At 69.6% G+C, this 22606-nt stretch carries 28 protein-coding genes and 1 riboswitch; of the genes, 18 read left to right on the top strand and 10 right to left on the bottom strand.

From position 1 onward, the window contains the following. Nucleotides 1–15 precede the first annotated feature (15 nt). The 7 genes from OG558_RS00330 (at nt 16) to ribH (ending at nt 7117) form a co-directional block, all read left to right on the top strand. Nucleotides 16–1431, top strand: coding sequence for a protein kinase domain-containing protein (locus tag OG558_RS00330; protein WP_405068420.1), 1416 nt, complete (start codon nt 16–18; stop codon nt 1429–1431). Between the two features lie 49 nt (nt 1432–1480). Continuing rightward, nucleotides 1481–2716, top strand: coding sequence for an MFS transporter (locus tag OG558_RS00325; protein WP_405068419.1), 1236 nt, complete (start codon nt 1481–1483; stop codon nt 2714–2716). A gap of 112 nt (nt 2717–2828) precedes the next feature. Further along, nucleotides 2829–2962, top strand: a riboswitch (FMN riboswitch). A gap of 130 nt (nt 2963–3092) precedes the next feature. After that, nucleotides 3093–4130, top strand: a complete 1038-nt coding sequence (gene ribD / locus OG558_RS00320) for a bifunctional diaminohydroxyphosphoribosylaminopyrimidine deaminase/5-amino-6-(5-phosphoribosylamino)uracil reductase RibD (protein WP_405068418.1) — start codon at nt 3093–3095, stop codon at nt 4128–4130. Beyond that, nucleotides 4131–4736, top strand: coding sequence for a riboflavin synthase (locus OG558_RS00315; RefSeq protein WP_329480582.1), 606 nt, complete (start codon nt 4131–4133; stop codon nt 4734–4736). After that, nucleotides 4733–5407: a nicotinamide riboside transporter PnuC gene (gene pnuC, locus OG558_RS00310; protein WP_329480580.1), complete on the top strand. Its 675-nt coding sequence runs from the start codon at nt 4733–4735 to the stop codon at nt 5405–5407. Before OG558_RS00315 ends, pnuC begins: the two co-directional genes overlap by 4 nt. A gap of 1 nt (nt 5408) precedes the next feature. Continuing rightward, entirely contained in the window at nt 5409–6647 is a 1239-nt protein-coding gene (locus OG558_RS00305; protein WP_405068417.1) for a bifunctional 3,4-dihydroxy-2-butanone-4-phosphate synthase/GTP cyclohydrolase II, read from the top strand. Further along, entirely contained in the window at nt 6647–7117 is a 471-nt protein-coding gene (gene ribH, locus OG558_RS00300; RefSeq protein ID WP_329480576.1) for a 6,7-dimethyl-8-ribityllumazine synthase, read from the top strand. The genes OG558_RS00305 and ribH overlap by 1 nt, the downstream gene beginning before the upstream one ends. Before the next feature lie 162 nt (nt 7118–7279). Here the strand turns inward: ribH and OG558_RS00295 are convergent, their stop codons facing one another. Next, a complete protein-coding gene (locus OG558_RS00295) occupies nt 7280–8242 on the bottom strand; it encodes a hypothetical protein (protein WP_405068416.1) in 963 nt (320 codons plus the stop codon). Between the two features lie 62 nt (nt 8243–8304). On the opposite strand from OG558_RS00295, the gene OG558_RS00290 reads away from it, so the two are divergent. After that, entirely contained in the window at nt 8305–9270 is a 966-nt protein-coding gene (locus OG558_RS00290) for a helix-turn-helix transcriptional regulator (protein WP_405068415.1), read from the top strand. Here OG558_RS00290 and OG558_RS00285 read toward each other — a convergent pair. Both OG558_RS00285 and OG558_RS00280 read right to left on the bottom strand, forming a co-directional pair. After that, nucleotides 9261–9440, bottom strand: a complete 180-nt coding sequence (locus OG558_RS00285; RefSeq protein WP_405068414.1) for a hypothetical protein — start codon at nt 9438–9440, stop codon at nt 9261–9263. The genes OG558_RS00290 and OG558_RS00285 overlap by 10 nt on opposite strands. A 63-nt stretch (nt 9441–9503) precedes the next feature. Beyond that, on the bottom strand, nt 9504–10499 hold the full coding sequence (locus tag OG558_RS00280; RefSeq protein WP_405068413.1) for a P1 family peptidase: 996 nt from the start codon (nt 10497–10499) through the stop codon (nt 9504–9506). Between OG558_RS00280 and OG558_RS00275 the strand changes: the two genes are divergently transcribed. Then, complete coding sequence (locus OG558_RS00275; protein ID WP_405068412.1) at nt 10498–11211, top strand: MBL fold metallo-hydrolase; 714 nt, start codon at nt 10498–10500, stop codon at nt 11209–11211. The two genes, OG558_RS00280 and OG558_RS00275, sit on opposite strands and share 2 nt — an antisense overlap. Here the strand turns inward: OG558_RS00275 and OG558_RS00270 are convergent. Further along, nucleotides 11188–11592, bottom strand: coding sequence for a VOC family protein (locus tag OG558_RS00270; protein ID WP_405068411.1), 405 nt, complete (start codon nt 11590–11592; stop codon nt 11188–11190). The genes OG558_RS00275 and OG558_RS00270 overlap by 24 nt on opposite strands. An 82-nt stretch (nt 11593–11674) precedes the next feature. Between OG558_RS00270 and OG558_RS00265 the strand changes: the two genes are divergently transcribed. The 3 genes from OG558_RS00265 to OG558_RS00255 are packed head-to-tail and all read left to right on the top strand — an operon-like array spanning nt 11675 to nt 13301. Then, on the top strand, nt 11675–11938 hold the full coding sequence (locus OG558_RS00265) for a phosphoribosyl-ATP diphosphatase (protein ID WP_328518885.1): 264 nt from the start codon (nt 11675–11677) through the stop codon (nt 11936–11938). Nucleotides 11939–11989: 51 nt separating this feature from the next. Next, a complete protein-coding gene (gene hisG, locus OG558_RS00260; RefSeq protein WP_329480562.1) occupies nt 11990–12838 on the top strand; it encodes an ATP phosphoribosyltransferase in 849 nt (282 codons plus the stop codon). Between the two features lies 1 nt (nt 12839). Next, nucleotides 12840–13301, top strand: coding sequence for a PH domain-containing protein (locus tag OG558_RS00255; RefSeq protein ID WP_329480560.1), 462 nt, complete (start codon nt 12840–12842; stop codon nt 13299–13301). Here the strand turns inward: OG558_RS00255 and OG558_RS00250 are convergent. After that, nucleotides 13298–14188 (bottom strand): aldose 1-epimerase family protein, encoded by an 891-nt coding sequence (locus OG558_RS00250; protein WP_405068410.1) that lies wholly within the window; start codon nt 14186–14188, stop codon nt 13298–13300. The genes OG558_RS00255 and OG558_RS00250 overlap by 4 nt on opposite strands. Nucleotides 14189–14374: 186 nt before the next feature. Here OG558_RS00250 and OG558_RS00245 point away from each other — a divergent pair, with 186 nt between their 5' ends. The 4 genes from OG558_RS00245 to OG558_RS00230 are packed head-to-tail and all read left to right on the top strand — an operon-like array spanning nt 14375 to nt 17207. Then, complete coding sequence (locus OG558_RS00245) at nt 14375–14719, top strand: YciI family protein (RefSeq protein WP_405068409.1); 345 nt, start codon at nt 14375–14377, stop codon at nt 14717–14719. 1 nt (nt 14720) lies between these two features. Beyond that, on the top strand, nt 14721–15959 hold the full coding sequence (locus tag OG558_RS00240) for an RNA polymerase sigma factor (protein WP_405068408.1): 1239 nt from the start codon (nt 14721–14723) through the stop codon (nt 15957–15959). Next, nucleotides 15956–16744 (top strand): class I SAM-dependent methyltransferase, encoded by a 789-nt coding sequence (locus OG558_RS00235; protein WP_405068407.1) that lies wholly within the window; start codon nt 15956–15958, stop codon nt 16742–16744. Before OG558_RS00240 ends, OG558_RS00235 begins: the two co-directional genes overlap by 4 nt. 4 nt (nt 16745–16748) lie before the next feature. Next, the gene (locus OG558_RS00230; protein WP_405068406.1) at nt 16749–17207 is read left to right on the top strand and encodes a group II truncated hemoglobin; all 459 of its coding nucleotides are present in this window, start codon (nt 16749–16751) and stop codon (nt 17205–17207) included. On the opposite strand, the gene OG558_RS00225 is transcribed toward OG558_RS00230, so the two are convergent. Both OG558_RS00225 and OG558_RS00220 read right to left on the bottom strand, forming a co-directional pair. Further along, complete coding sequence (locus OG558_RS00225) at nt 17186–17863, bottom strand: uridine kinase (RefSeq protein ID WP_405068405.1); 678 nt, start codon at nt 17861–17863, stop codon at nt 17186–17188. The genes OG558_RS00230 and OG558_RS00225 overlap by 22 nt on opposite strands. Then, complete coding sequence (locus OG558_RS00220) at nt 17850–18344, bottom strand: hypothetical protein (protein WP_405068404.1); 495 nt, start codon at nt 18342–18344, stop codon at nt 17850–17852. The genes OG558_RS00225 and OG558_RS00220 overlap by 14 nt, the downstream gene beginning before the upstream one ends. 180 nt (nt 18345–18524) lie before the next feature. Here OG558_RS00220 and OG558_RS00215 point away from each other — a divergent pair, with 180 nt between their 5' ends. After that, entirely contained in the window at nt 18525–19025 is a 501-nt protein-coding gene (locus OG558_RS00215) for an SseB family protein (protein ID WP_405068403.1), read from the top strand. Here OG558_RS00215 and OG558_RS00210 read toward each other — a convergent pair. Beyond that, nucleotides 19015–19440 (bottom strand): DUF1707 domain-containing protein, encoded by a 426-nt coding sequence (locus OG558_RS00210; RefSeq protein WP_405068402.1) that lies wholly within the window; start codon nt 19438–19440, stop codon nt 19015–19017. The genes OG558_RS00215 and OG558_RS00210 overlap by 11 nt on opposite strands. A 120-nt stretch (nt 19441–19560) precedes the next feature. On the opposite strand from OG558_RS00210, the gene OG558_RS00205 reads away from it, so the two are divergent. Continuing rightward, nucleotides 19561–20265, top strand: coding sequence for a TetR/AcrR family transcriptional regulator (locus OG558_RS00205; protein ID WP_405068401.1), 705 nt, complete (start codon nt 19561–19563; stop codon nt 20263–20265). A gap of 57 nt (nt 20266–20322) precedes the next feature. Here OG558_RS00205 and OG558_RS00200 read toward each other — a convergent pair whose 3' ends face one another. Beyond that, complete coding sequence (locus tag OG558_RS00200; RefSeq protein ID WP_405068400.1) at nt 20323–21492, bottom strand: glycosyl hydrolase; 1170 nt, start codon at nt 21490–21492, stop codon at nt 20323–20325. Nucleotides 21493–21512: 20 nt separating this feature from the next. Beyond that, entirely contained in the window at nt 21513–22547 is a 1035-nt protein-coding gene (locus OG558_RS00195; RefSeq protein WP_405068399.1) for a LacI family DNA-binding transcriptional regulator, read from the bottom strand. Nucleotides 22548–22606 lie beyond the last annotated feature (59 nt).

The raw sequence follows: 22606 nt of genomic DNA, 5'->3' as shown, positions 1-22606 counted from the left end.
GGTAGGTTCTGGCTGGTGGAGGCGTTTGCGGGAAGGTATCGGCTGATCGACCTGATCGGGACCGGCGGGATGGGGTCGGTCTGGCGGGCGTGGGATCTGCGGCGGTCGGCGTACGTGGCTGCGAAGGTTCTCGGTCAGCATGATGCGGTGACGTTGCTGCGGTTCGTCCGGGAGCAGTCGTTGCGGATCGAGCACCCGCATCTTGTCGCGCCGCACGGCTGGGCTGCTGACGACGACAAGGTCGTGTTCGCGATGGATTTGGTGCGTGGCGGGTCGGTCGCCACGCTGCTTGGTGATCACGGTCCTCTCCCGCCGTCGTACGTCGCTGTCCTGCTCGATCAACTCCTGCATGGGCTCTCCGCAGTTCACGCGGCGGGCGTCGTACACCGTGATGTGAAACCCGCCAACCTCCTGCTCGACGTGACGGGTACGGGGCGACCGCACCTTCGGCTGTCCGACTTCGGCGTCGCGGGCCTGCTCGACGAACCGCGGATGACGCGCCACAGCACAGTTCTCGGCACCCCGGGCTACCTCGCACCCGAACAGCTGGCCGGTGCCGACCCGGACCCACGCCAAGACCTGTACGCCGTCGGCGCCGTCGCAGCCGAACTCCTCTCCGGCGAACGCCCCGGCACAGACGGCAAGGTCCCTGCAGTAGACGGTCCGCTCGCCGACTTCATCCGCCGGAGTACGGCGTCTGATCCGTCCGACCGCCCCGACTCCGCGACCACCGCCGGCCGCCTACTCGCCGCCACCGGCGTACTCCCACCGGCCGGCACGACTCCCTGGACCGCCGACCCCGACTCACCCGAAGTCTTCGACCAACTCCCGCCCCTTCCACCCGAGTGGACCCCAACAGGCCCAGCCCCACACCAGACGCCCTCCCGCCCTGCAACCCCACGGCCCACCCGACCCGCCACCGAAGCCGCCCAGCCGGCCCCCGCCGTGCACACAAAGCCCGTCTCCGCCGCGCACACAAAGTCCGTCGCCGCCGCGCACACAAAGCCCGTCGCCGCCGCGCACACATCACCCGCCCCTGCCGCGCAGGCGTCACCTGCATCCGCCTCGCAGGGATCACCTGCCTCCGGCGTGCTGGGATCACCTGTCCCCGGCGTACAGGCATCACCCGCCTTTGGCGGGGAGGTGGCTCCCGGCGGGCGGGCGGCACTCGCTTCCGGCGCGCAGGCAACACCCACCCCCGGCGTGGAGGCAGCAACCCCATTCGGGGTCGAGGCAGCATCCGCCTCTGGCGGACAGGCACCTGTCTCCCGTGGACACTCGGCACCGTCCGGCGGGCGGGCGGCACTCGGGGCTGGCGGGGATGTGGGGTCGGGTGGGCGGGCCGCGTGGGTGCTTCGGTGGACGGCCGGTGTGAGTTTTGTTGGCGCGGCCGGGTTGCTCGGGGCCGCTGCTTGGCTGCTTCTGCGGTGAGCGTCGAATTCCAGTTGCGGTCGGTGGGTGGAGTGAAAGACTGCGGGTGATGAATTCGACGACGGTCAGCGCGCGGGTGGCGGGTGGCGATCGGGTTCGGGTTCGGCGGCTGGTTGCGGCGCTCGCGGTGACGACGACGGTTGGGTACGGCGTACTCACGTATGCGTTCAGCGTGTTGCTCGGGCCGATGAGTCGTGAGCTGGGGATCTCCACCACGACCGCGGTCGGTGCGTCGACGACCGCCGTACTCATGAGTGGTCTGATGTCGATCCCGGTCGGGCGGTGGCTCGATGTGCGGGGTGGGCGTGGGCTGATGACGTCGGGTTCGGTGCTGGCGTCCGTCGCCGTACTGGGCTGGTCGCAGGTGCAGAACAGTGTGCAGTTGTACGGCGTCTTCGTGGCGATCGGGATCGCGTCGGCGATGGTGCTGTACCCGCCGGCGTTCGCGGTGGTGGTTGCGGCCGCTGCTCCGGCATCGCGGACGAACGCCATTCTCAGCATCACGCTGGTCGGTGGTCTGGCCAGCTCGATCTTCCTGCCGTTGACCGGTCGTCTTGTCCACGGGTACGGCTGGCGTACCACCCTCGTCCTCCTGGCCGGTGTGCTCGCCGTGACCACGATCCCGCTGCACGTGGTCGCCGTACGTCGGATCAAGCCCCAGGCCACTCCGCGGACGGAGTCGGCCGAGGGGAGAGGGTCACCTGCCAGGGTGCTGCGTGATCCGGGGTTTTGGCTGCTTGCGGGGGCTTTTGTCGTGCACAGTGCTGCGCTTGCCGTGATCTCGGTGCACCTGATCCTGTACCTGGTGAGTCTCGGGCATCCGCCGGCTCGGGCGGCTGCGCTGGCTGGGCTGCTTGGGCTGTTGTCGGTGACCGGGCGATTGGTGACGAGTTTGTCGGCCCGGTGGTTGCCGATGGCGACGATTACGGCGGGGATTCTGTTCGTGCAGGGGGTGGCGATCTCGCTGTTGCCGGCGGTCGGGCGGCAGGTGGCGGGCGCGGTCGGGTGCCTGGTGCTGTTCGGGCTCGGGTTCGGGGTGTCGTCGATCGCGACGCCGGCGATCCTGCTGGACCGGTACGGCGCCACCGGGTTCGGCACCATCTCCGGGCTGCTCACGACGCCGACCACCATCGCGAAGGCGCTCGGGCCGCTCGGCGGCGCGGGGCTGGCGAACGCGTTCGGGTACCGCCCGCTGATCCTGACGGTCGCCGGCGGGTGCGTCGTCGCGGCCGTCGCGCTCGCGCTCACCCGGCGGCTCACACCCCGGCGGGGGCCCAGGGTCTGAGCTGGCGCGCTCGTGCTCACCCGCGCTCACACCCCGGCGGGAGACCACGATGTGACCTAGGTCGTAGTGGGAGTTGCCGGGGAGGGCATACTTGAACCACGAGTGAACCCACTCGCGTGCTCCGGGGTCGGTGTAATTCCGAGCCGGCGGTGACAGTCCGCGACCCGGCCGCTGCGGTATGGCGGCCGGTTGACCTGGTGGAATTCCAGGACCGACGGTGAAAGTCCGGATGGGAGGCGCACGCGATCGGCGGGTGCGCTCTGACGTCCGGCAACGCGGGCCCGCGATAGGCGGCGAATCCGAGGACCCCGGACGGCAGTGCGTGAGCGCCGGTTGTCATGGCCCCGGAGTGCGTCCGTGACGACGAGGGGCCGTGGTGAGCAAGACTTCGCCGATTGACGTCGCCTGGATGCGGCGTGCGATCGAGTTGGCCGCGAAAGGTATCGGCAGTACCCACCCGAACCCGGTGGTGGGCTGCGTCATCACGGGCCCGGACGGGCATCCGGTCGGTGAGGGGTTCCATGCCGTTGCCGGCGGCCCCCATGCCGAGGTCGAGGCGCTCCGGATGGCGGGACCACGAGCCCGCGGCGGTACGGCGTACGTGACCTTGGAACCCTGTAATCACACCGGCCGGACCGGGCCGTGTGCCGATGCGCTGATCGAGGCCGGGATCACCCGCGTGGTGTACGCCGTATCCGACCCGAACAACGAGGCCGCCGGCGGCGCCGAGAAGCTGCGACGCAAGAACATCCAGGTCGAGCAGGGCGTGCTGGAGGCCGAGGCCGAGGCGGTCAACCACGTCTGGTTGCACAGCGTGCGGATGGGGCGGCCGTTCGTCACCTGGAAGTTCGCCACCACACTCGACGGTCGCAGTGCGGCGCCGGACCGGACCAGCCGGTGGATCACCGGCCCGATCGCGCGCGCCGACGTGCACCGGCACCGGGCCGAGTGCGACGCCATCGTCGTCGGCACCCAGACCGTGCTGGACGACGACCCCGAACTCACGGTCCGCGACGAGAACGACGTACCGGCGGCTCGGCAGCCGCTCCGCGTCGTGGTCGGCGACCGTGAGATCCCGCCGACCGCGAAGGTCCGCAACGACCGCGCGGAGACCCTGCTCCTGCCCACCCACGATCCCGCCGAGGTGCTCCGGCAGCTGGACGACCGGCAGATCCGGCACCTCTGGCTCGAAGGCGGCCCGACGCTGGCCGCCGCGTTCCTGCGCGCCCAGCTCGTCGACCAGATCGTCGCCTACATCGCCCCGGCGGTGCTGGGCTCCGGGTACGCCGCGATCGGGGACCTGGGCGCGGAATCGATCGACCACCTGCGGCGGTTCAAGTTAGCGGACGTCACCCGCCTCGGCGACGACGTCCGGCTGATCCTGACGCCGCTCGAACCGCAAAGGACACCCTGAATGTTCACCGGAATCGTCGAGGAGCTCGGCACCGTCGAAGCCCTCGACCTGCTCGAAGGTGACGCCGCCCGGCTCACCATCCGCGGCCCGTTGGTCACCGAGGACGCCGGCCACGGCGACTCGATCGCGGTCAACGGCTGCTGCCTGACCGTCGTCGAGACCGGCGACGGCACCTTCACGGCCGACGTGATGCGCGAGACGCTGCAGCGCACCAGCCTCGGACAGGCCGCCAAGGGTTCGCGCGTCAACCTGGAGCGGGCCGTCTCCGCACACGCCCGGCTCGGCGGGCACATCGTCCAGGGCCATGTCGACGGCGTCGGCACGATCGCGAGCCGGACGCCGTCCGAGCACTGGGAAGACGTCCGGATCGCCGCACCCGCGAACATCCTCAAGTACGTCGCCGAGAAGGGCTCGATCGCGATCGACGGGGTCTCGCTGACCGTCACCGACGTGGATGACGCGACCGGGACGTTCGGGGTCAGCCTGATCCCCACCACGCTCGAACTCACCGTGCTGGGCTCCAACCAGGTCGGTGACACCGTCAACCTCGAGGTCGACGTGATCGCCAAGTACGTCGAACGACTGCTCACTGGAGGCACCAAGTGAACCCGATCGACTGGCTGCTGCATTCGCAGGTGGTGATCGCCGGTTCGGCGGTCCTGGTGCGGGAGATCGTCGGCAACGGCTTCGGTCTCGCCAGCGCTCTGTTCGGCATGCGCCGTCGGGTCGCGGCCTGGCCGATCGGCATCGTCGGCAACGTCTTGCTGTTCACCGTCTTCGTCGGCGGGGTCTTCGACACCCCGCAGGACAAGGACCTCTGGGGTCAGGCCGGCCGCCAGGTGTTCTTCGCGATCATCAGCGTCTACGGCTGGTATCGCTGGTACCAGACCCGGCACCACGGCGCGACCACGGGCGTGCAGCCGCGCTGGGCGACGACGCGGGAGCGGCTCGAGCTGCTCGGCATCGCGGTGGTCCTCTACGCGATCGCGTACGTCGTCCTCCGCGAACTGGGCTCGTGGGGTCCGCAGTGGGACGCGTGGATCCTGACCGGCTCGATCCTGGCGACGTACGGGATGGCTCGCGGATTCGTGGAGTTCTGGCTGATCTGGATCGCAGTGGACGTGGTGGGCGTACCGCTGCTGGTGCAGGCGAAGTTCTACCCGTCGGCGACCATGTACGTCGTCTACGGACTGTTCTGCGTGCTCGGCTTCGCGTCCTGGTGGAAGATCCAGAACCGCGAACGCGTCGGCACGCCCGAACCAGTGGTGGTGGGATGACATGGGTAACGTGCTGAAGCTCGACACGATCGAGCATGCGATCGACGAGATCCGGGCCGGACGGCCGGTGATCGTGGTCGACGACGAGGACCGCGAGAACGAGGGCGACCTGATCTTCGCCGCGTCCAAGGCGACCCCGGAGCTGCTGGCGTTCCTGATCCGGTACAGCTCCGGCGTGGTCTGCGTGCCGATGGAGGGTGCCGAGCTCGACCGGCTCGGCATCCCGCTGATGACCCCGCACAACCGGGAGCGGATGCGTACGGCGTACACGATCTCGGTCGACGCCCGTGACAGCATCAGCACCGGGATCTCGGCGGCCGACCGGGCCCGGACGATCCGGGTGCTGACCGACTCGGCCTCGGAGCCGTACGACCTGGTCCAGCCCGGCCACGTGTTCCCGTTGCGTGGGCGCGAGGGCGGCGTACTGGTCAGGCCCGGGCACACCGAGGCGTCGATCGACCTGGCCCGGATGGCCGGGCTGACGCCGGCCGCGGTCATCTCCGAGCTGGTGAACGACGACGGCACGATGAAGCGCGGTCCGCAGCTGCGGACGTTCGCCGACGAACACGGGCTGGTGCTGGTGTCGATTGACGATCTGATCCGCTACCGGCGCCGTACCGAATCGCAGATCCAGCGCGTCGCGACGACCACGCTGCCGACGCAGTACGGCGATTTCGTTGCCCACGGCTACCGGAACACGGTGGACGGGTCGGAGCAGTTGGCGCTGGTTCGCGGCGAGATCGGCGACGGACCGACGCTCGTGCGGTTGCACTCGGAGTGCTTGACCGGTGATGTGTTCGGCTCGCTGCGGTGTGACTGTGGTCCGCAGCTCGATGAGGCGATGCGGCAGGTCGCGGCTGAGGGCGGTGTTGTCGTGTATCTGCGCGGTCATGAGGGGCGTGGGATCGGGCTGTTGCACAAGCTGCAGGCTTATGAGTTGCAGGACGCGGGCCGGGACACGGTTGACGCGAACCTGGATCTCGGGTTGCCGGCGGATGCGCGCGACTACGGAACCGGCGCGCAGATCCTCGCGGATCTGGGCGTGAAAGAGGTGCGGTTGCTGACCAACAACCCGGACAAGCTCGCCGGGGTCCAGGGGTACGGCATCGACGTGGTCGAGCGCCGCGGCATCTCGATCGACCCGACCGAACACAACCTGCGGTACCTGCGGACGAAGCGCGACCGGATGGGTCATCACCTGCCCGGCGGCGTACTCACGGAAGAGAACGGAGCCGGCTGATGTCGGGCAGTGGAGCACCAAGCCTCGAGGTCCCGCGCGCGGACGGGGCCCGGGTCGCGATCGTCGCGGCCCAGTGGCACCCGAAGGTCACCGACGCTCTGGTCGCGGGTGCGATCCGCGCGCTCGACGACTCCGGCGTCACCGACTACACGGTGATCCGGGTCCCGGGGTCCTTCGAGCTCCCGGTCGCGTCGCTGCACGCGGCGAAGAACGGGTACGACGCTGTGGTGGCTCTGGGCGTGGTGATCCGAGGTGACACTCCGCACTTCGAGTACGTCTGCCAGGCGGCGACCGAGGGCCTCATGCAGGTCGGCGTGAGCACGGGCATCCCGATCGGCTTCGGCGTACTCACCTGCGACAACGACCCCCAGGCCCTGGACCGAGCCGGCCTCCCCGACAGCCGCGAAGACAAAGGCTACGAGGCGACCCAAGCAGCCCTCTCCACCCTGGTCGCCATCCGCGAGCTGTAACTGTCCCCACGCGCGCTACGCATGTAGGGCTCGCGGACGGCAGCGCGATTGGTCGAGTCGTGAATCGGTGCTCGGGATGAGGCCTTCTCGCCGACCCCGATCCACGACTCGATGGCTGAACGGATGCGCAGTTGGGCGGGCAGTGCGTGGGAACGGCCACCCCTACTTGATCCGGGTGTGTTGCATTTTCCAGTTGGGGAGCCAGGTTTTGCCGCCGTCGGTGGAGAAGGATTGCTCCCAGGCGGCTTTGTCGACGCCTGGGGTCCAGAGGAAGCGGACGTCGATGGGCTGACCGTCCCAGACGTCCGGACCCTCGAAGGTCCCGGTGCCGTCCTCGGCGAAGGAGCCGATGACGGGGGTCTCCAGTTGGCCGCGGAGGCTGTTGATCCAGTGGATGGCCCAGGTCTTCGACTCGGGGTTGTAGATGCGCAGGGTTGCGCCGCGGAAGCCCTCGGTCGGGAACCAGCCCTCGTCGAAGCTGATCGCTCCGTCGAAGTACGTAGTGACTTCCATCTCGGACTCCATGTCGTACCACTCGGCCGGCTCGCCCAACACAGGCTTGCGGCGGCTGTTGTGCATGTCCCAGCGACCGACGAGGAAGTCGAAGTCACCGGTCACCTTGGGGATGTCGAGAGCGGGTGGCGGCGTGGACCGGCGGGTGAAGTCCATGATCCAGTTGGTTTCCCAGGTCTCGCCGCCGTCGTTGGAGTACGCCTGCTCCCAGTGCGCGGTCTCCGCGGTGATGTCCGACCATTCGTAGCTGCAGAGGATCGGCTTCCCGTCGAGCTCGTCTTCACCGACCAGCCGGCAGGTCGAGCCGTCCTCCGACCAGCCGCCGCGCACCGGGGGATAGAGCCGCATCGTGGTGCTGTTGATCCACCAGATGCTCCACTCCTTGGCGACCGGGTCGAACAGCCGCACCGACAGGCCGTACGACCCTTTCGTCGGGAAGCGCATCTCGTCGATGCTGATCGCCCCGTCGAAGTACGTGTGTGCCGTCGTCGTCCCGTCGTACTCCAGCCACTCGTCGCTGCCGGCGAAGGCTTGCTTCAAGGTTCGGTGCCGGACGTCGAAGTACCCGTTGAGGAAGTCGAAGTCGCCGGTCACCTTGGTCCATGTCGTCATGCAGCCAAGCTTCGCCGCCATACCTGACAGGTCATGGCAGTGTTTGCGGCTAACCTCGGAGCATGCGTTCGAGTCGGTTGCTGTCGATCCTGCTGTTGCTGCAGACGCGGCGGCAGTTGACCGCGCGTGAGCTCGCCGACGAACTCGAGGTGTCGCTGCGGACCATCTACCGCGACGTCGAGGCGCTCGCGGCGGCCGGCGTTCCGGTGTACGCCGATCAGGGGCGGGCCGGCGGCTATCGGCTGGTCGAGGGGTACCGGACCAGGCTGACCGGACTCACCGAGCAGGAGGCGGCCGCGCTGTTCCTCGTCGGCCTGCCGGGCGCGGCCGCGGCGTTCGGGTTGACCGCCGAGACGAGCGGGGCCGAGCTGAAGCTGCTGGCCGCGCTGGCGCCGGACCAGCGGGATCGCGCCGGGCGGCTGAAGAACCGCTTCCACCTCGACCTGCCCGCCTGGTACCAGGACGCCGAGAACTCACCGCATCTCGCCGCCGTCGCCGACGCCGTATTGCATGACCGCCGGATCACGGTGCTCTACCGCCGGTGGGAGGAGCCGCGCGAGGTCGAGCGCGTGCTGGCGCCGTACGGGCTCGTGCTCAAGAACGGCAGTTGGTACGTCGTTGCCGCGACCGCCAACGGGATGCGCACGTACCGGGTCTCCAACATCCTCGAGCTGACGCCGACCGAGGAGGAGTTCGAGCGGACCGAAGGTTTCGACCTCTCGCGGTACTGGCAGGAGCATCTCGATCAGTTCGACCAGGTCCGCTTCACCGCGTACGCCGTACTGCGGGTGTCGGCGCGGTTGGTCGGGCGCATGCATGACGTCTCGTTCCCCCAGTTGGTGAAGGCGGTCGCGGCGGCTGAGCCGGCGGAGGACGGCAGTGTGACGGTCACACTGCCGATCGAGTCGGTGCCGAACGCGGCTGCTGCGTTCTGCCGGTTCGGCGATGCCGTGGAGGTGCTGGAGCCTCCGGAGCTGCGGACCGAGCTGGCGAGGCTCGGCCGCACGCTGTCCGACCTCTACTCCTGAGCCAGCTGGTCGTTCGCCCGCTCGCCGGCCTCGCTGCTGCGGCGGAGGAAGCCGGCGATCAGGTCGAGCCCGGCCCCGCTGTAGCCGGCCAGGACGTCGTCCATCGCGCCGATCATCGGCTGGTAGAGCCGGAACACCTCCATCCCGCGGTCCGATTCGACCTTGAGCACCCACCAACCACTTCCAGGCGCCGAAAGTGGTTGGTGGGTGCTCAAGGTGGAGCCGCGGGCGGATCAGCGAAGTACGCCGGCCGACCTCAGCCGCTCGATGATGAGGTCGTGGGGGACGGCTCGGGCGCTGTTGCCGCCGTGGCCGGTGGTGGTGTGGGCCATCGTCAGGGAGTTGAGGAGGGCTTCCTCGACGGACTCGGTGACGGCTTGGAACGGGCCGCGGAGGTCGCGGTCGGCAAGGCCGGGGGTGCGGTTGGTGGTGAAGGCGATGGCGTAGTCGCCGCTGCCGGGGGAGTAGTCGGAGCCGACGCGGGCGAGCGCGAAGATCGCGCGCCGGGCCAGGCGGCCGAGTTGGCGGGCGTCGAGCGGGAGGTCGGTGGCGACGACGATCATGCAGGAGTTGCCGTCGGCGTCGAGCGCCTGAGCCGGGATCGGAGTGCCGAGGACCGTGAGCAGACCGGAGAAGTTGGACTGAACCAGAGCACCGACGGTGCCCACGCCAGCTGCGAGGGAGGCGAGGGTGCGGGAGGCAGTGCCGATTCCGGCTTTGAAGCCGAGGGCCGACGTACCGGTGCCGGCTCCTACGCACCCCTCGGCGGGGACGTCGGGGGAGGCCGAGTCCAGGGCGGCGTGGACGTGTTCGGGGGTGATCGGGCGGCGGCGGATGTCGGAGAGGTAGCCGTCGTTGGTTTCGCCGACGATCGGATTGAGGCTGGTCGCGTTCGGGTCGCGGTCGAGGAGCCAGGTGAGGAAGGCGTCGGCTACGCGGAAGACGCTCAACGTCCCGGTGAGCAGGATCGGGGTCTCGATCACCCCGAGTTCGTCAACCTGGGTGGAGCCGACGAGTTTGCCGTACCCGTTGCCGACCGCAACCGCCGCCGGCAGTCCGTCGGCGTACCCGTCCGGCACGATCGCCGTCACCCCGGTGTTGAGATCGCCACCGGAGATCGTCGTCTGCCCGACCCGCACCCCAGGTACGTCGGTGATCGCGTTGAGCGCACCGGGAGGGAGCGCGCCGACAACGACGCCGAGGTCACGGACTCTGCGGGGAGTGTGCATGCGCACTATCGTCGGCCAGGTGCTCGAACACTTGACCGGCCGGGTCTGGCTCTACCCGCACGACCCTGACCCCGACGCGGTCCGCCCGTCCGTAGCCGTCATCGCCGACGACCGTGGCAGCGTCCTGATCGACGCCGGCAACAGCCCCGAACATGCCCGCGACATCCAGTCAGCCATCGCGACCGCCGGGCTGCCCGCGCCGAAGTGGCTCGTCTACACCCACCACCACTGGGACCACACCTGGGGTGCCTGCGCCTGGCCGGGCGACGTTACCGTGGTCGCCCACGCCGCGTCCGTCGAGCTTCTCCGCGCCGAGGCCGATCGCCCGTGGAGCCATCGCTACCTCTACGACCAGGTCAAAGCCAACCCCAAACTCGCCCCCAGCTTCCGCGCCCGCGCCCTCGCGGTCCCCGACTGGGCGGACTTCCGCATCGTCCTCCCGCACCAGACCTTCGACGACACGCTCACGCTGCCGACAGGCGTCGTACTGCGTCATGTCGGTGGCAACCACGCGCCGGACTCCCTGGTGGCGATCGATTCCGGCGTCATGCTGCTCGGCGACGCCTTCTACCCACCGCCGTTCCACCTGCGCGCGCCTGACGACACCCTCGACTACGCGATGGTCAAGCAGTTCTTGTCCGAGCGCCACTCCTACTACGTCGACGCCCACTCGCCCCCGCGCACCCTGTCAGCCGCCCTGATGGGGCAGTAGCGGCGACTTGTCCCCGACGAACCACAGGTGGCCGAAGGGGTCCAAGAAGGTGCCCTGCCGGTGCGGGCCCCAGGGCATCGCGTGGGTGCGCACCGGGTCCTTCCTCGGGTCTGCGCCGGCGTCGACGGCGCGCTGGATGAACGTGTCCGGGTCGTCCACGAAGACCTCGACCCGCACCGTCGGGAGGCCGACGGCCTCAGGCGTGGCCCAGCCGTTGTTGCCTGGCTCGCCGAGGAAGAAGGCAGCGCCGCCGACGCTCAGCCCGATCACGCTGCCCAGGTTCCACAGCTCCACGGCGCCGAGCGCCCGCGCGTACCACTCCGCCGCGGCCGGGGCGTCCGGCACCGCCAGCATCACCGAGATCTGCACTTGTTCGTCCACGACTCCAGTAACCCACAGATCGGGTCCGCCTACCGGACCTGGGGACGATCCCGCCGCACCGGCCCCGTAGGCTGGGCGCGCGATGAAGAGATTTGAGGAGCTGTTTGCCGAGCTGGGTGAGAAGGCGGCGACGCGGCCGGAGGGTTCCGGGACCGTGGCGGCGCTGGATGCCGGCGTGCACGCGATCGGCAAGAAGCTGGTCGAAGAGGCCGCCGAGTCGTGGATGGCTGCCGAGTACGAGAGCAAGGACCGGGCTGCGGAAGAGCTGTCACAGCTGCTCTACCACGCCCAGGTGATGATGCACGCGCTCGGCCTGGATCTCGACGACGTGTACCGACATCTGTAGGAGACGCCCCACAGACCCACCGGTTCACCTCACCATCGAAAGGGCAGTGCCATGCTGCGCGTCGCAGTACCCAACAAGGGCTCGTTGAGCGAAGCCGCCATCGAGATGCTCACCGAGGCCGGCTACAAACAGCGCCGGACCACCAAGGACCTCACCCTCACCGACACGGCCAACGAGGTCGAGTTCTACTACCTGCGCCCGCGGGACATCGCCGTGTACGTCGGCGAGGGCACGCTCGACGTGGGCATCTCCGGCCGCGACCTGGTGCTCGACTCGCACGCGGACGCGGACGTGATCATGGAACTCGGCTTCGGCTCGTCCACCTTCCGGTTCGCCGGCCGGCCCGGCGTCGCCGACACCATCAAGGACCTGGCCGGCAAGCGGATCGCCACGTCGTACGCCGGGGTCCTGCAGGATCACCTGGCCGAGAACGGCGTGGACGCTGCCGTGGTCCGCCTCGACGGCGCGGTCGAGTCGGCCGTCCAGTTGGGCGTCGCGGACGTGATCGCCGACGTCGTCGAAACGGGTACGACGCTGCGCCAGGCCGGACTGGAGGTGTTCGGCGACCCGATCCTGAAGTCCGAGGCCGTGCTGATCAAACGGCACGGCGTGGAGACCCCGCCGAACGGGATCCAGCAGCTGGTCCGCCGGCTCGAGGGCGTCCTGATCGCGCGCAACTACGTGATGATGGACTACGACATCCGCGCCGAGGACGTCGACGCGGCGACCGCGGTCGCACCCGGCCTCGAGTCGCCGACGGTCTCGCCGCTGCACCGGCAGGGCTGGGTCGCCGTCCGGGTGATGGTCCAGCGGGCCGACGCGCAGCGGCTGATGGACCAGCTATGGGAGGTGGGCGCACGTGCCATCCTCACCACCGACATCCACGCCTGCAGGATCTGACATGACCGACCGGCTGTTCACCTTCCATCCGCGGATCGTGGCGCTGATGGCCGGTCTGATGGGTCTGTCACTGATCGCCGTGTTCGGGGTGATCTGGTTCCGGCTGCCGGCCGACGCGCGGGAGTCGTTCAGCTGGTTCCAGCGGCTCACGCTGCTGGCGTTCTTCGGCGCCGTGCTGTGGATCCTGTACCGGATGACCACGCTGCGGGTCACGGCGTACCCGGACCGGCTGCGGGTGCGCAACGTGTTCAAGTCGTACACGGTGCCGTGGGGCGACATCTCGGCGCTGCGGTTCCGCTCCGGCGACGCCTGGCTCCAGCTGTTCGATGCCGACGGCAACCGGCTCGGGATCCTCGCGGTCCAGGCCGCCGAAGGATCCCGGGCGAGCCGGGCCGCCAAGGAGCTGGCGGCGGTGGCCCGAGAACACGGCGCCGGCCCGGCCACCAGGCACCCGGAGATCTAGGCCGACACCCGCAACGTCGTGGTGTGCGACTCACCGGGCTTCAGGACGATCAGGTCCTGCCCGGTGATGAACGCGTTCGGCGGACAGGTCATCGGCTCGACGGCGAGCGCCGTACGTCCGATCGCGGCGCCGGTGTAGAGCTGCAGCCATGGCGTGTCACTGGTCAGGACCGCCTTGGCGCCGGTGTCCGGATCGGTCAGCGCGACCGACCACGAACCGCCGCCGAGACCGGTGAACGCGTTGTCGATGTCCAACTCTCCGAGCACCCGGCCGGCGGTGAAGTCGAAAGGCGAGCCGGCGACCGGGGTGAGCCCGATCGGTGTCATCCGCTCGGGTGACACCTCCAGCCACTCAGCCGCACTGAACTCCAGCACGCACTCGTCGATCCGACGGCCCACGCTCAGGTAGGGATGGGTGCCGTACCCGTACGGTGCGTCGCTCGCGCCGACGTTCGTGGCGGTGGCGTCGACAGTCAGCCCGTCGTCGCCCAGCCGATAGGTGAGCCGGAGGTCGAGCTGATGCGGGTATCCCGGCTGGCCGTGGAGCCGGTGGCCGGCCTCGACCACCGCCGGGTCGGTCCCGTCGTCCGCGCGCTCCCAGTTCGCCCAGCGAGTCAGGCCATGGATCGCGTTCTGCCGGGTGGGCTCGGTCAGAGCGAGCTGCTGGTCGACGCCCTGGAAGGTGTACTTCCCGTCCGAGATCCGGTTCGGCCACGGGAACAGGTGCTGGCCGATCCCCGCGTGCGCCGGCTCGTCCTCGCCGTACCCGAGCAGCACCGGCCGCCCGTCGTACGTGAGCCCGCGCACCCCGCCGCCGACACTCACCACGGTCGCGGCGTACCCGCCGGCCTGGACGCTCCACTGCTCTCCCGAAGGCAAGACGCTCATGGGACCCATCCTCGCCTATGCGTACCGAAGAACGGGTAGTAGTTCGGTTTCCTCGCGCTGCTTCCGCTGGGCCGGGCCGACGGAGGGCGGCTCGGGGTGACTACTACCCGTTGTTCGGTACATCTTTGTCCATCGGAGGGGACCCCGTTCGTGGTGATGCTGTAGACACGCTGACAGGAGGTTCTGATGAAGTACATGCTCTTGATCAACGCCGGTGAGCTCGACGCGAGCGGGGGAGCGGTCGGGTGTGAGCCGGAGGACTGGATGCGGTTCGACAAGGAGATCAACGATTCGGGCGTCGTCGTGGCGTCGGAATCGCTGGCCGACCTGGTCACGGCCACCCGGGTGCAGGTCGCCAACGACGGGAAGCGGACCGTCACCGACGGGCCGTTCGCCGAGACCCGGGAGGTGCTCGGCGGGTTCTTCGTGATCGACGTACCCGATCTCGACGTCGCGCTCGACTGGGCGGCCAAATGCCCGGGATCACGGGCCGGAGGCTCGGTGGTGGTCCGCCCGGTCGCGGAGTTCTGACGTGGACCAGGTCGAGGAGGTCTTCCGGGAGGAGCGCGGCCGGCTGCTGGCCGCGCTCGTCCGGCGGTTCGGCGACCTCGACCTGGCCGAGGAGGTCGCCTCGGAGGCGATCGAGGCGGCGCTGGTGCGCTGGCCGGTCGACGGCGTACCGCCGAACCCGGGCGGCTGGCTGATGACCACAGCCCGGCGGAAGGCGGTCGACCGGTTGCGGCGTGACCAGGTGTACGCCGCCAAACTCGCCGTACTGCAGGTCGAGGCGGACCGGGCCGCGCCGCCATCCATGGACGGCCAGTTGCCGGACGAGCGGTTGGAACTGTTCTTCACCTGCGCGCATCCGGCGCTCGCGCCCGAGGACCGGGGTGCGCTGACCCTGCGCTGCCTGGCCGGGCTGACCACGCCGGAGGTGGCGCGGGCGTTCCTGGTCCCGACCGCGACGATGGCGAAGCGGATCGTCCGGGCGAAGACGAAGATCCGGGAAGCGCGGATCCCGTTCCGCGTCCCCGGCCCGGACGAGCTGCCGGAGCGCCTGCCCGGCGTACTGCAGGTGATCTACTCGGTCTTCACCGAGGGGTACGCCGCCAGCTCCGGCCCGTACCTGCAACGCCTCGACCTCGCCGAGGAGGCGATCCGGCTGGCCCGGATCCTGCACCGGCTGCTCCCGAAGGAGCGCGAGGTGACCGGGCTGCTCTCCTTGATGCTGCTGATCCACGCCCGCCGGGACGCTCGCAGCGGACCTGACGGCGAGATCATCCTGCTCGAAGACCAGGACCGCGACCGCTGGGACCGCGCCATGATCACCGAAGGCCGGGACCTGGTGGTCGCCGCCCTCACCGGCGGCTCGGCCGGCCCGTACGCCGTCCAGGCCGCGATCGCCGCCCTCCACGACGAGGCCGCCGACTTCGCCGGCACCGACTGGCCGCAGATCGTCACGCTGTACGACGTCCTGCTCGCGATCGACCCATCTCCGGTGATCGCGCTCAACCGCGCCGCCGCGATCGCGATGCGCGACGGACCCGAGGCCGGGCTGGCGCTGCTGGACGAGCTCGCCGGCGAACCCCGGCTGCGCGACTACCACCCGTTCGCCCTCGCCCGCGCCGACCTGCTGCACCGGCTCGGACGCTTGCCCGAGGCAACCGCGGCGTACGAGCGGGCGTTGCGCCTGGCCGGCGCCGAACCGGAACGAGACCACGTCCGCCGCCGGCTCGCGGCGATCACGATGTCGACGGAGGAGATCCGATGACCGAGCCCGACGAGCGTCTCAGCCGGACGGCGCGCGGATGGGACGAGGCGGCCGATGGCTATCAGGCGTACTTCGTGCCCCGCTTCGCGCCCTGGGTGAAGGCTGCTGTCGAGGCGGTGGCCGAGGTGCCCGACGGGCCCATCCTGGTGCCGTGCTGCGGGACCTTCCCTGAACTCGACCTGCTCGCACCACGGTTCCCCGGGCGGGCGATCGTCGGCATCGACCTGTCGGCGGAGATGGTGCGGCTGGCCCGGGAACGGGCAAGCCGGCTGCCGGACGTCGACGTCTTCCAGGGTGATGCCGCGGCGCTTGATCCACGATGGTCCGGCACCTGCGCCGCGGTTGTGTCGGTGTTCGGCCTGCAGCAGCTACCGGCCCCAGCGGCAGCTATCAGCTCGTGGTTCGGTGCGCTACGGCCGGGCGGCCGGATGTGCGTTGTCTACTGGCCCGAGGTCGCCGAGGAGACCGGGCCGTTCGCCCTCCTCGACACGGTCCTCGAAGCCCGCGCGGACCGCTCGTGGGAAGACGGACTCGTCGATGCCCTCGTCGACGCGGTCGTCGAGCGGGACGAGCTAGTGGCCTATCCGATGACCCATCCGAGCGCGGCGGCGTACTTCGACGCCGCGGACCGGGCCGGACCGCTGCGGGCGCTCGCGCTCGCCCGGGGCGACACCTTCATCGCTGAACTGCGCCAGCAGTACGTCGACCAGGCGCCCGCAGGGGAGTGGATCCATCATCCGCACGCCAGGCTGCTCGCGGTCCGGAAGGTGACGAGGGCAGACTGACTCCATGCAGACGGTGTACGAAGCGGCGGGTGGGGCTGACGGGATGCTGCGGCTGGCGAACGCGTGGCATGAGCGGGTGATGGCCGACGAGATCGTGAGTCACGCGTTCAGCCACGGGTTCCGGCCGGACCACAGTGAGCGGCTGGCGGCGTACTGGGGTGAGGCGCTCGGCGGACCGGTCGCGTACTCCGGGACCTACGGGGACGAGACGTCCGTCGTCCGGCTGCACAGCGGGAACGGTCAGCACGAGGAGATGGATCGCCGGGCGATCGCGTGCTTCGACGAGGCGCTCGCCGATGTCGGATTCGCCGACGACCGGCTGCGTGCCGTGTTGCACGACTACTTCGCCTGGGCGACCACTGTGCCGATGGCGCAGTACCACGGCTCGGCCGACGACGTGCCGTCCGGCCTGGTCATCCCGCAGTGGTCCTGGGATGGCCTTCAGGAAGCGGCTGAGTCGTGAGGCGGTAGTGCCACCGACTTGGTGATGATCTCCAGCGCCGGGTCGTGCGGGATCGACGGATTGCCGTCGACGATCACGTGGGCGCGGGAGCGGGTGGCCTGGTCGGCGAAATGGTCGCGCTCCCACCGCATCCACTCCAGCCAGTGGTCGCGCTGGGCCTCGCCGTCGCGTTCGATGCCTCGGTCCAGGCGGATCTCGTTCGACGTCTCGATCCACAGCCGCAGGGACTGCCAGTGGCCGGCGTCGCGGTCGCACGAGGTGACGCCCTCGACGATGAGCAGCTCGATCGTGACCGGTACGACGTGCAGTTCGGCGTACGCGCCGAGGTGCCAGTCGTAGCGCCGGTACCGGCCTTCGCGGCCGTCCGCGATCCGCTGCAGGACGTGGTCGCGCAGCAGTCCGAAACCACGCTCGGCTCCGGACCAGCCGTCGTACAGGTCGTCCATGTGGATGACGGCGGTGTGCAGTCCGCGAGCCTCGGCCCGGGCCGCGACGTTCGCCGCGAGGCAGGACTTGCCGGAGCCGGCCGGTCCGTCGATGCCGATCAGCCGGGTCCGGCCGAGGCGCGGCGGGCCGGACTGGACGTTGTCGAGCAGGGAGTCGATGGTCAGGGGGGCGAGAGTGCCGTGGTCAGCGGCGATATCAGTTGATTCCATGGCGCTTCAAGATGTCCTCGATCTCGTCGAACTCCGACGATTCCTGCTGCTTGGCCTTGGACCCCTTGGCCGGCTTGGCAGCTTTGGCGGGAGCGGCCGACGCGGGTGCGGGACCCGTGGCGGTCAGCTCGCCCGCGGGCGAGGCGGGTTTCTTCTGTACCTTCGGGGTGTCGCCACGCCGCCCGCGGGCCACGCCGGAGACGACGTACAGCACCACCGAGACGCCGAACAGCGCGACCCCGGCCCACACGGTCGGCGAGAAGATCAGGTGGGTGACCCAGCTCACCGATGACCTGACGATGTCCCAGACCAGCTCCAGCAGCCCGGTCAGGTAGAGCGAGACCGGGAGCAGGGACCAGGCCACGCCGCGCGTGCCGGCCGCGACCCCGCGGCGCCGCCACGCGGCCCACGAGCCGATCAGGCCGAGCAGCGTGAGGCCTACGCAGAACGGCAGCAGCGTCAAATCGTTGAAGTCAGGCACATACCCAGGCTCGCACAGTCCGCGCCGGAACCAAGAGGGGAACAGCCCTGACGCCACCCTGAAACCCCGCTCCGGATCCCCAGGCCATCACATCGGGCCCCGGACCGACCGCCCGAGCGTGGCACCGCTCGATGTATTGCCGTTGTGATGGCCGGGCGGTCCGGGGGAGACAATGTGTGCGTGCAACCACAACGCCGACTGGCTTTCACCGGGTTCGACAACGACGACGGGTCGGCCGACCCCGCGCTGGCCACGGCGCTCGCGGAGGGTGACCACGGGGCGATGCTGGCGGCGCTGACCAAGGCGCGGCTGCTGGTGCCGGTGGTCGCGATGCTCGGCGAGGTCGAGTACGACGAGAACGGCCTCGCGCACGACAAGACGTCGGACATGGCGGTCGCGCTGCTCCAGGGCCAGGACGGCCGCAAAGCCTTACTGGCCTTCACCGGAACCGAGAGCCTGGTCCGCTGGAGCCCTGACGCCCGCCCGATGCCGGCGCAGACCAAGCTGGTCGCGACCGCGGCCATCCAGGAGGGCGCCGCCGCGATCGTCCTCGACGTCGCCGGCCCGGCGACCGCCGTGATCGAGACCGACGACGTACGGCGCCTGGCCGCCGGCCTCCAGGTGGTTCGCCTGGAAGACGGCGGCTACGCGTGGATCGAGCCGGGGCCTGTCATCGATTGAGAAGTACGGCGCTCTTGCGGTGGTAGGACTCGTGGGTCCACCAGAGGATGCCGACCACCGCGCCGAGGCCGAGGTCGGAGTACAGCCACCACGGCCAGTCGAAGTGGCCGAAGAAGGCCAGTGACAGCCAGACCACGAACTGCACGACGCAGGTGATCAGCCAGACAGCGGTGGTCACGCGCAGTGCGGTCGTGAGTCCACGCGGCGGGATTGCGTCGTCCAGGCCGTCGAGGACCTGGTGGAGCTCGCCGCGGGTGTGGGACGCATCGAGGAGATCGTGCCGGTCGAGCGCCTGCGGCGGGGTCAGCCTGCCCTGCCGGACAGCGCTGTCGAGCTTGTCGGACGCGGCCTGCCGGTCGGTCGCGGACAGCGCCACCTGGTCGGGCAGCAGGAGCGGATCGAGAACGGTGTTCATCGGGAGTACCTGCGCTTTCGTGAGGTTTACTGATAAAAAGCGTAGGGATTGAACAATTCGGGTCCCAGGGTCTTGGGATCCCAGTTCGGGGTGGTGCCAGCACCCCTGAGAATGGTGGTCATGACCGAGGACCTGCCGCCGGGGCTGGCGCTGTCATGGGGTGTGCAGCCGGTGCAGCGGCGCGGACCGAAGCCGGCGCTGTCGGTCGAGCGGATCGTGGCGACCGGGATCGAGTTCGGCGACCGGCACGGGTTCGAGGCGATCTCGCTGCAGAAGATCGCGGCGCACTTCGGCGTCAGCACGAACGCGATGTACCGGTACGTCCGGTCCAAGGACGAGCTGATCGTGCTGGTCCACGACACCGCGGTCGGACTACCGCCGGAGCTCCCGTCCGGTTGGCGGCCGGCGGCGACCGCGTGGGTCCACGCCCAGGTCGAGTTGTACGCCGTACGCCCCTGGCTGCTCGAGGTCCCGATCCGGGGTGCGCCCGTGACGCCCAACGTGCTGCGCTGGATCGAGGCGATTCTCGGGGCGATGGCCGGGACCGGGCTCAGTCAGCACGACAACCTTGGTTGCCTGATGCTCCTGGACGGATATGCACGCAACTACGCGAACCTGGCGCGGCAGCTCGGGGCCAGTGACAACACGCCCGTGCAGGCCGAGCAGGTCGGCCGGTTCCTCGTGCCGCGGCTGATCGCGGGCGGCTATCCGATGCTGACCGCGCTGTACACGAACCAGGAGTACGAAGACGGTCTCAACGACGACCTCGAATTCGGCCTGACCCGCATCCTCGACGGCATCCAGATCCTGATCGACATCCATTGATTCGTTGCGTCCGAAGAAGTGTGGGTCCTGACCCTCGGATCTTCGGACGCAAGAGAGTCAGGGGAGGACGATGCGGACCGGGCCGTTGGCGCGGGCGGCGACCCACTGGCGGTGGAATTGGCTGCCGGGGGCAACTTCCGGCCGCCGGTGCGGCTGAGTGCGGAGGTTGACCGGTGACGTCAGTGTGATGGGCGCCGGTTGCGGCGGTACGCCGTTCGCCCGGACCTCCGCGATCACGTCCGCGAGCGCTTGCGCGGCCGGCTTCCGCTGATGGTCGACGGTGAACAGGCCCAGGTCGTACTCCCGATCCGGGAAGTCCAGCAGCCGCCGGTCGATGTCGTGCGACGACCACCAGGTCACACCCCACAGCGCGGGATTCGGCAGCACCGACTCGACCGTCCGCCGGGTGAACTCGGCCTGCAGTTCCACCGGAATGTCCGGCCCCGGTACGCCGATCTCCTGCAACCACACGGGTCGGGCCGGCTCGAGCGAGGTCGCTTTGGCGAGCTCGACCAGGTAGTCGGCGTGGGTGAGCGTCGCCGGCCCGAGGGGACCGTCCACTCGTGAGACCCCGTTGAAAACCCACGAGTGGACAGTGCTCAGGTCACCCAGTTCCACGACATCAACGGGGTGGAACGGGTGGTCGGCCTTGTACCAGGCGTCGTCGAACAGCGAGTGCAGGGCAAGGACGTCGGGTGCGGCCTTCTTCACCGTGGTCAGCAGATCCAGCGCCCAGGCGGTCGAGCTCTCGAAGCCGGTCGCGCTGTCCGGCCAGAGGTTGTTGACCTCGTTCCCGAGCGTGATCGCGACGACGTTCGGCCGCGTCGCGACCGCGCGCGCCACGGTGTCGACGTACGCCGTGAGCCCGTCGCGGACCGCCGGATCCTCGAACAGGCTGGTCTTGTGCCAGGTCAGCACCCACGACGGTAGGAAGTCGAAGCTGGACAGATGGCCCTGGATCAGGTCGACCGCGACCGTCAGTCCATGCTCGGCGGCGGCGTCGATGGTGTCGAGCAGGTCGTCGATGGCGCGCTCGCGGATGATCGCCCGGTTCGGCTGGATCCAGGGCCAGACCGGGAACACCCGGACGTGGTCCAGGCCGATCCCGGCCAGGTCCGCGAAGTCCCGCCGTACCGCGTCGCCGTCGTAGTCGAGCCAGCTGTAGAACCAGCCGGCCGAGGGGACGTGGTTCGCGCCGAACCGGCACGTGACGGGATCCAGGGGCATGCGGAGGATGCTAAAACGGTTTAGGGCACCCGGGCAACTGAGGGCGGGGGAGCGGTGGACTCGCGGACGGTGAGGATGGGGTCGGCGGTGCGGCGGTTGATCATCTGGGTGGGGTCGGCGATCACCTCGAGCAGCACCTCGGCCGCCTGCCGGCCGAAGTCGAAGGTGTCGCGGGACAGCGCGGTCAGGGCGGGATGCATCAGCTGGGTCAGGATCGAGTCGTCGAAGGCCACGATCGACAGGTCGCCCGGCACCGAGACGCCCATCTCCATCGCGACACCCAGGCCGGCCACCGCCATCACGTCGCTGTCGTAGACGATCGCGGTCGGCCGGGCCGCCTGGGAGAGCAGCTTGCGCGTGGTCGCCGCGCCCTCGGCGTCGCTGAAGTCGGTGGTGATCGACGGTGCATCGATCAACCCGAGTCGCGGCGCGGCGTCGCGGAGGGCCCGGATCCGGCGCTGGGTGTGCTGGAAGACCGGCGTACCGGCGACGTGCGCGATCCGGCGGTGACCGAGGGCCGCCAGGTACTCCACGATCGACAGCATCGCGTCCCGGTCGTCGGCCCAGACGGAGGAGAGCGCGCCCTTGCCGCCGCGGCCGCCGATCACGACGGCCGGCAGTTCGAGCGCCTTGAGCTCCTCGATCCGCGGGTCCTTCACCGTCAGGTCGACGAGGATCACGCCGTCGACGCGGTGCTCCGAGGCCCACCGGCGGTACACCTCGAGCTCGGTCGCGGTGTCCTCGACGATCAGCAACTGCAGCGAGATCGACCGCGCGGACAGCCCCGATTGCACGCCGGACAGCAGGTGCGCGAAGAACGGTTCCACCCCGAGCGTGCGAGCCGGCCGGGCGATCACCATGCCGACCGAGTCGACCCGGCCCTCACCCAGCGCCCGGGCCGCGCTGTGCGGCCGCCAGCTCATCTGCTCGGCGATCTTCAGGATCCGCTCCCGGGTCGCGTCGCTGACCCCCGGCCGCCCGTTCAGCGCGAACGACACCGCGCCCTTGGACACCCCGGCCCGGTTCGCGATGTCGGCGATCGTCGGTCTCGCCATCCGGCACCTCCCTTCGAGGGTGTCTCGGCACCCTCTCGCCCCTTGACAGCGGATTCTAC

It is taken from the genome of Kribbella sp. NBC_01510 (assembly GCF_045040325.1).
Taxonomy (GTDB): domain Bacteria; phylum Actinomycetota; class Actinomycetes; order Propionibacteriales; family Kribbellaceae; genus Kribbella.
The sequence above is the reverse complement of the archived record's forward strand: the minus strand, read 5'-3'. Positions and strand labels throughout refer to the sequence as shown.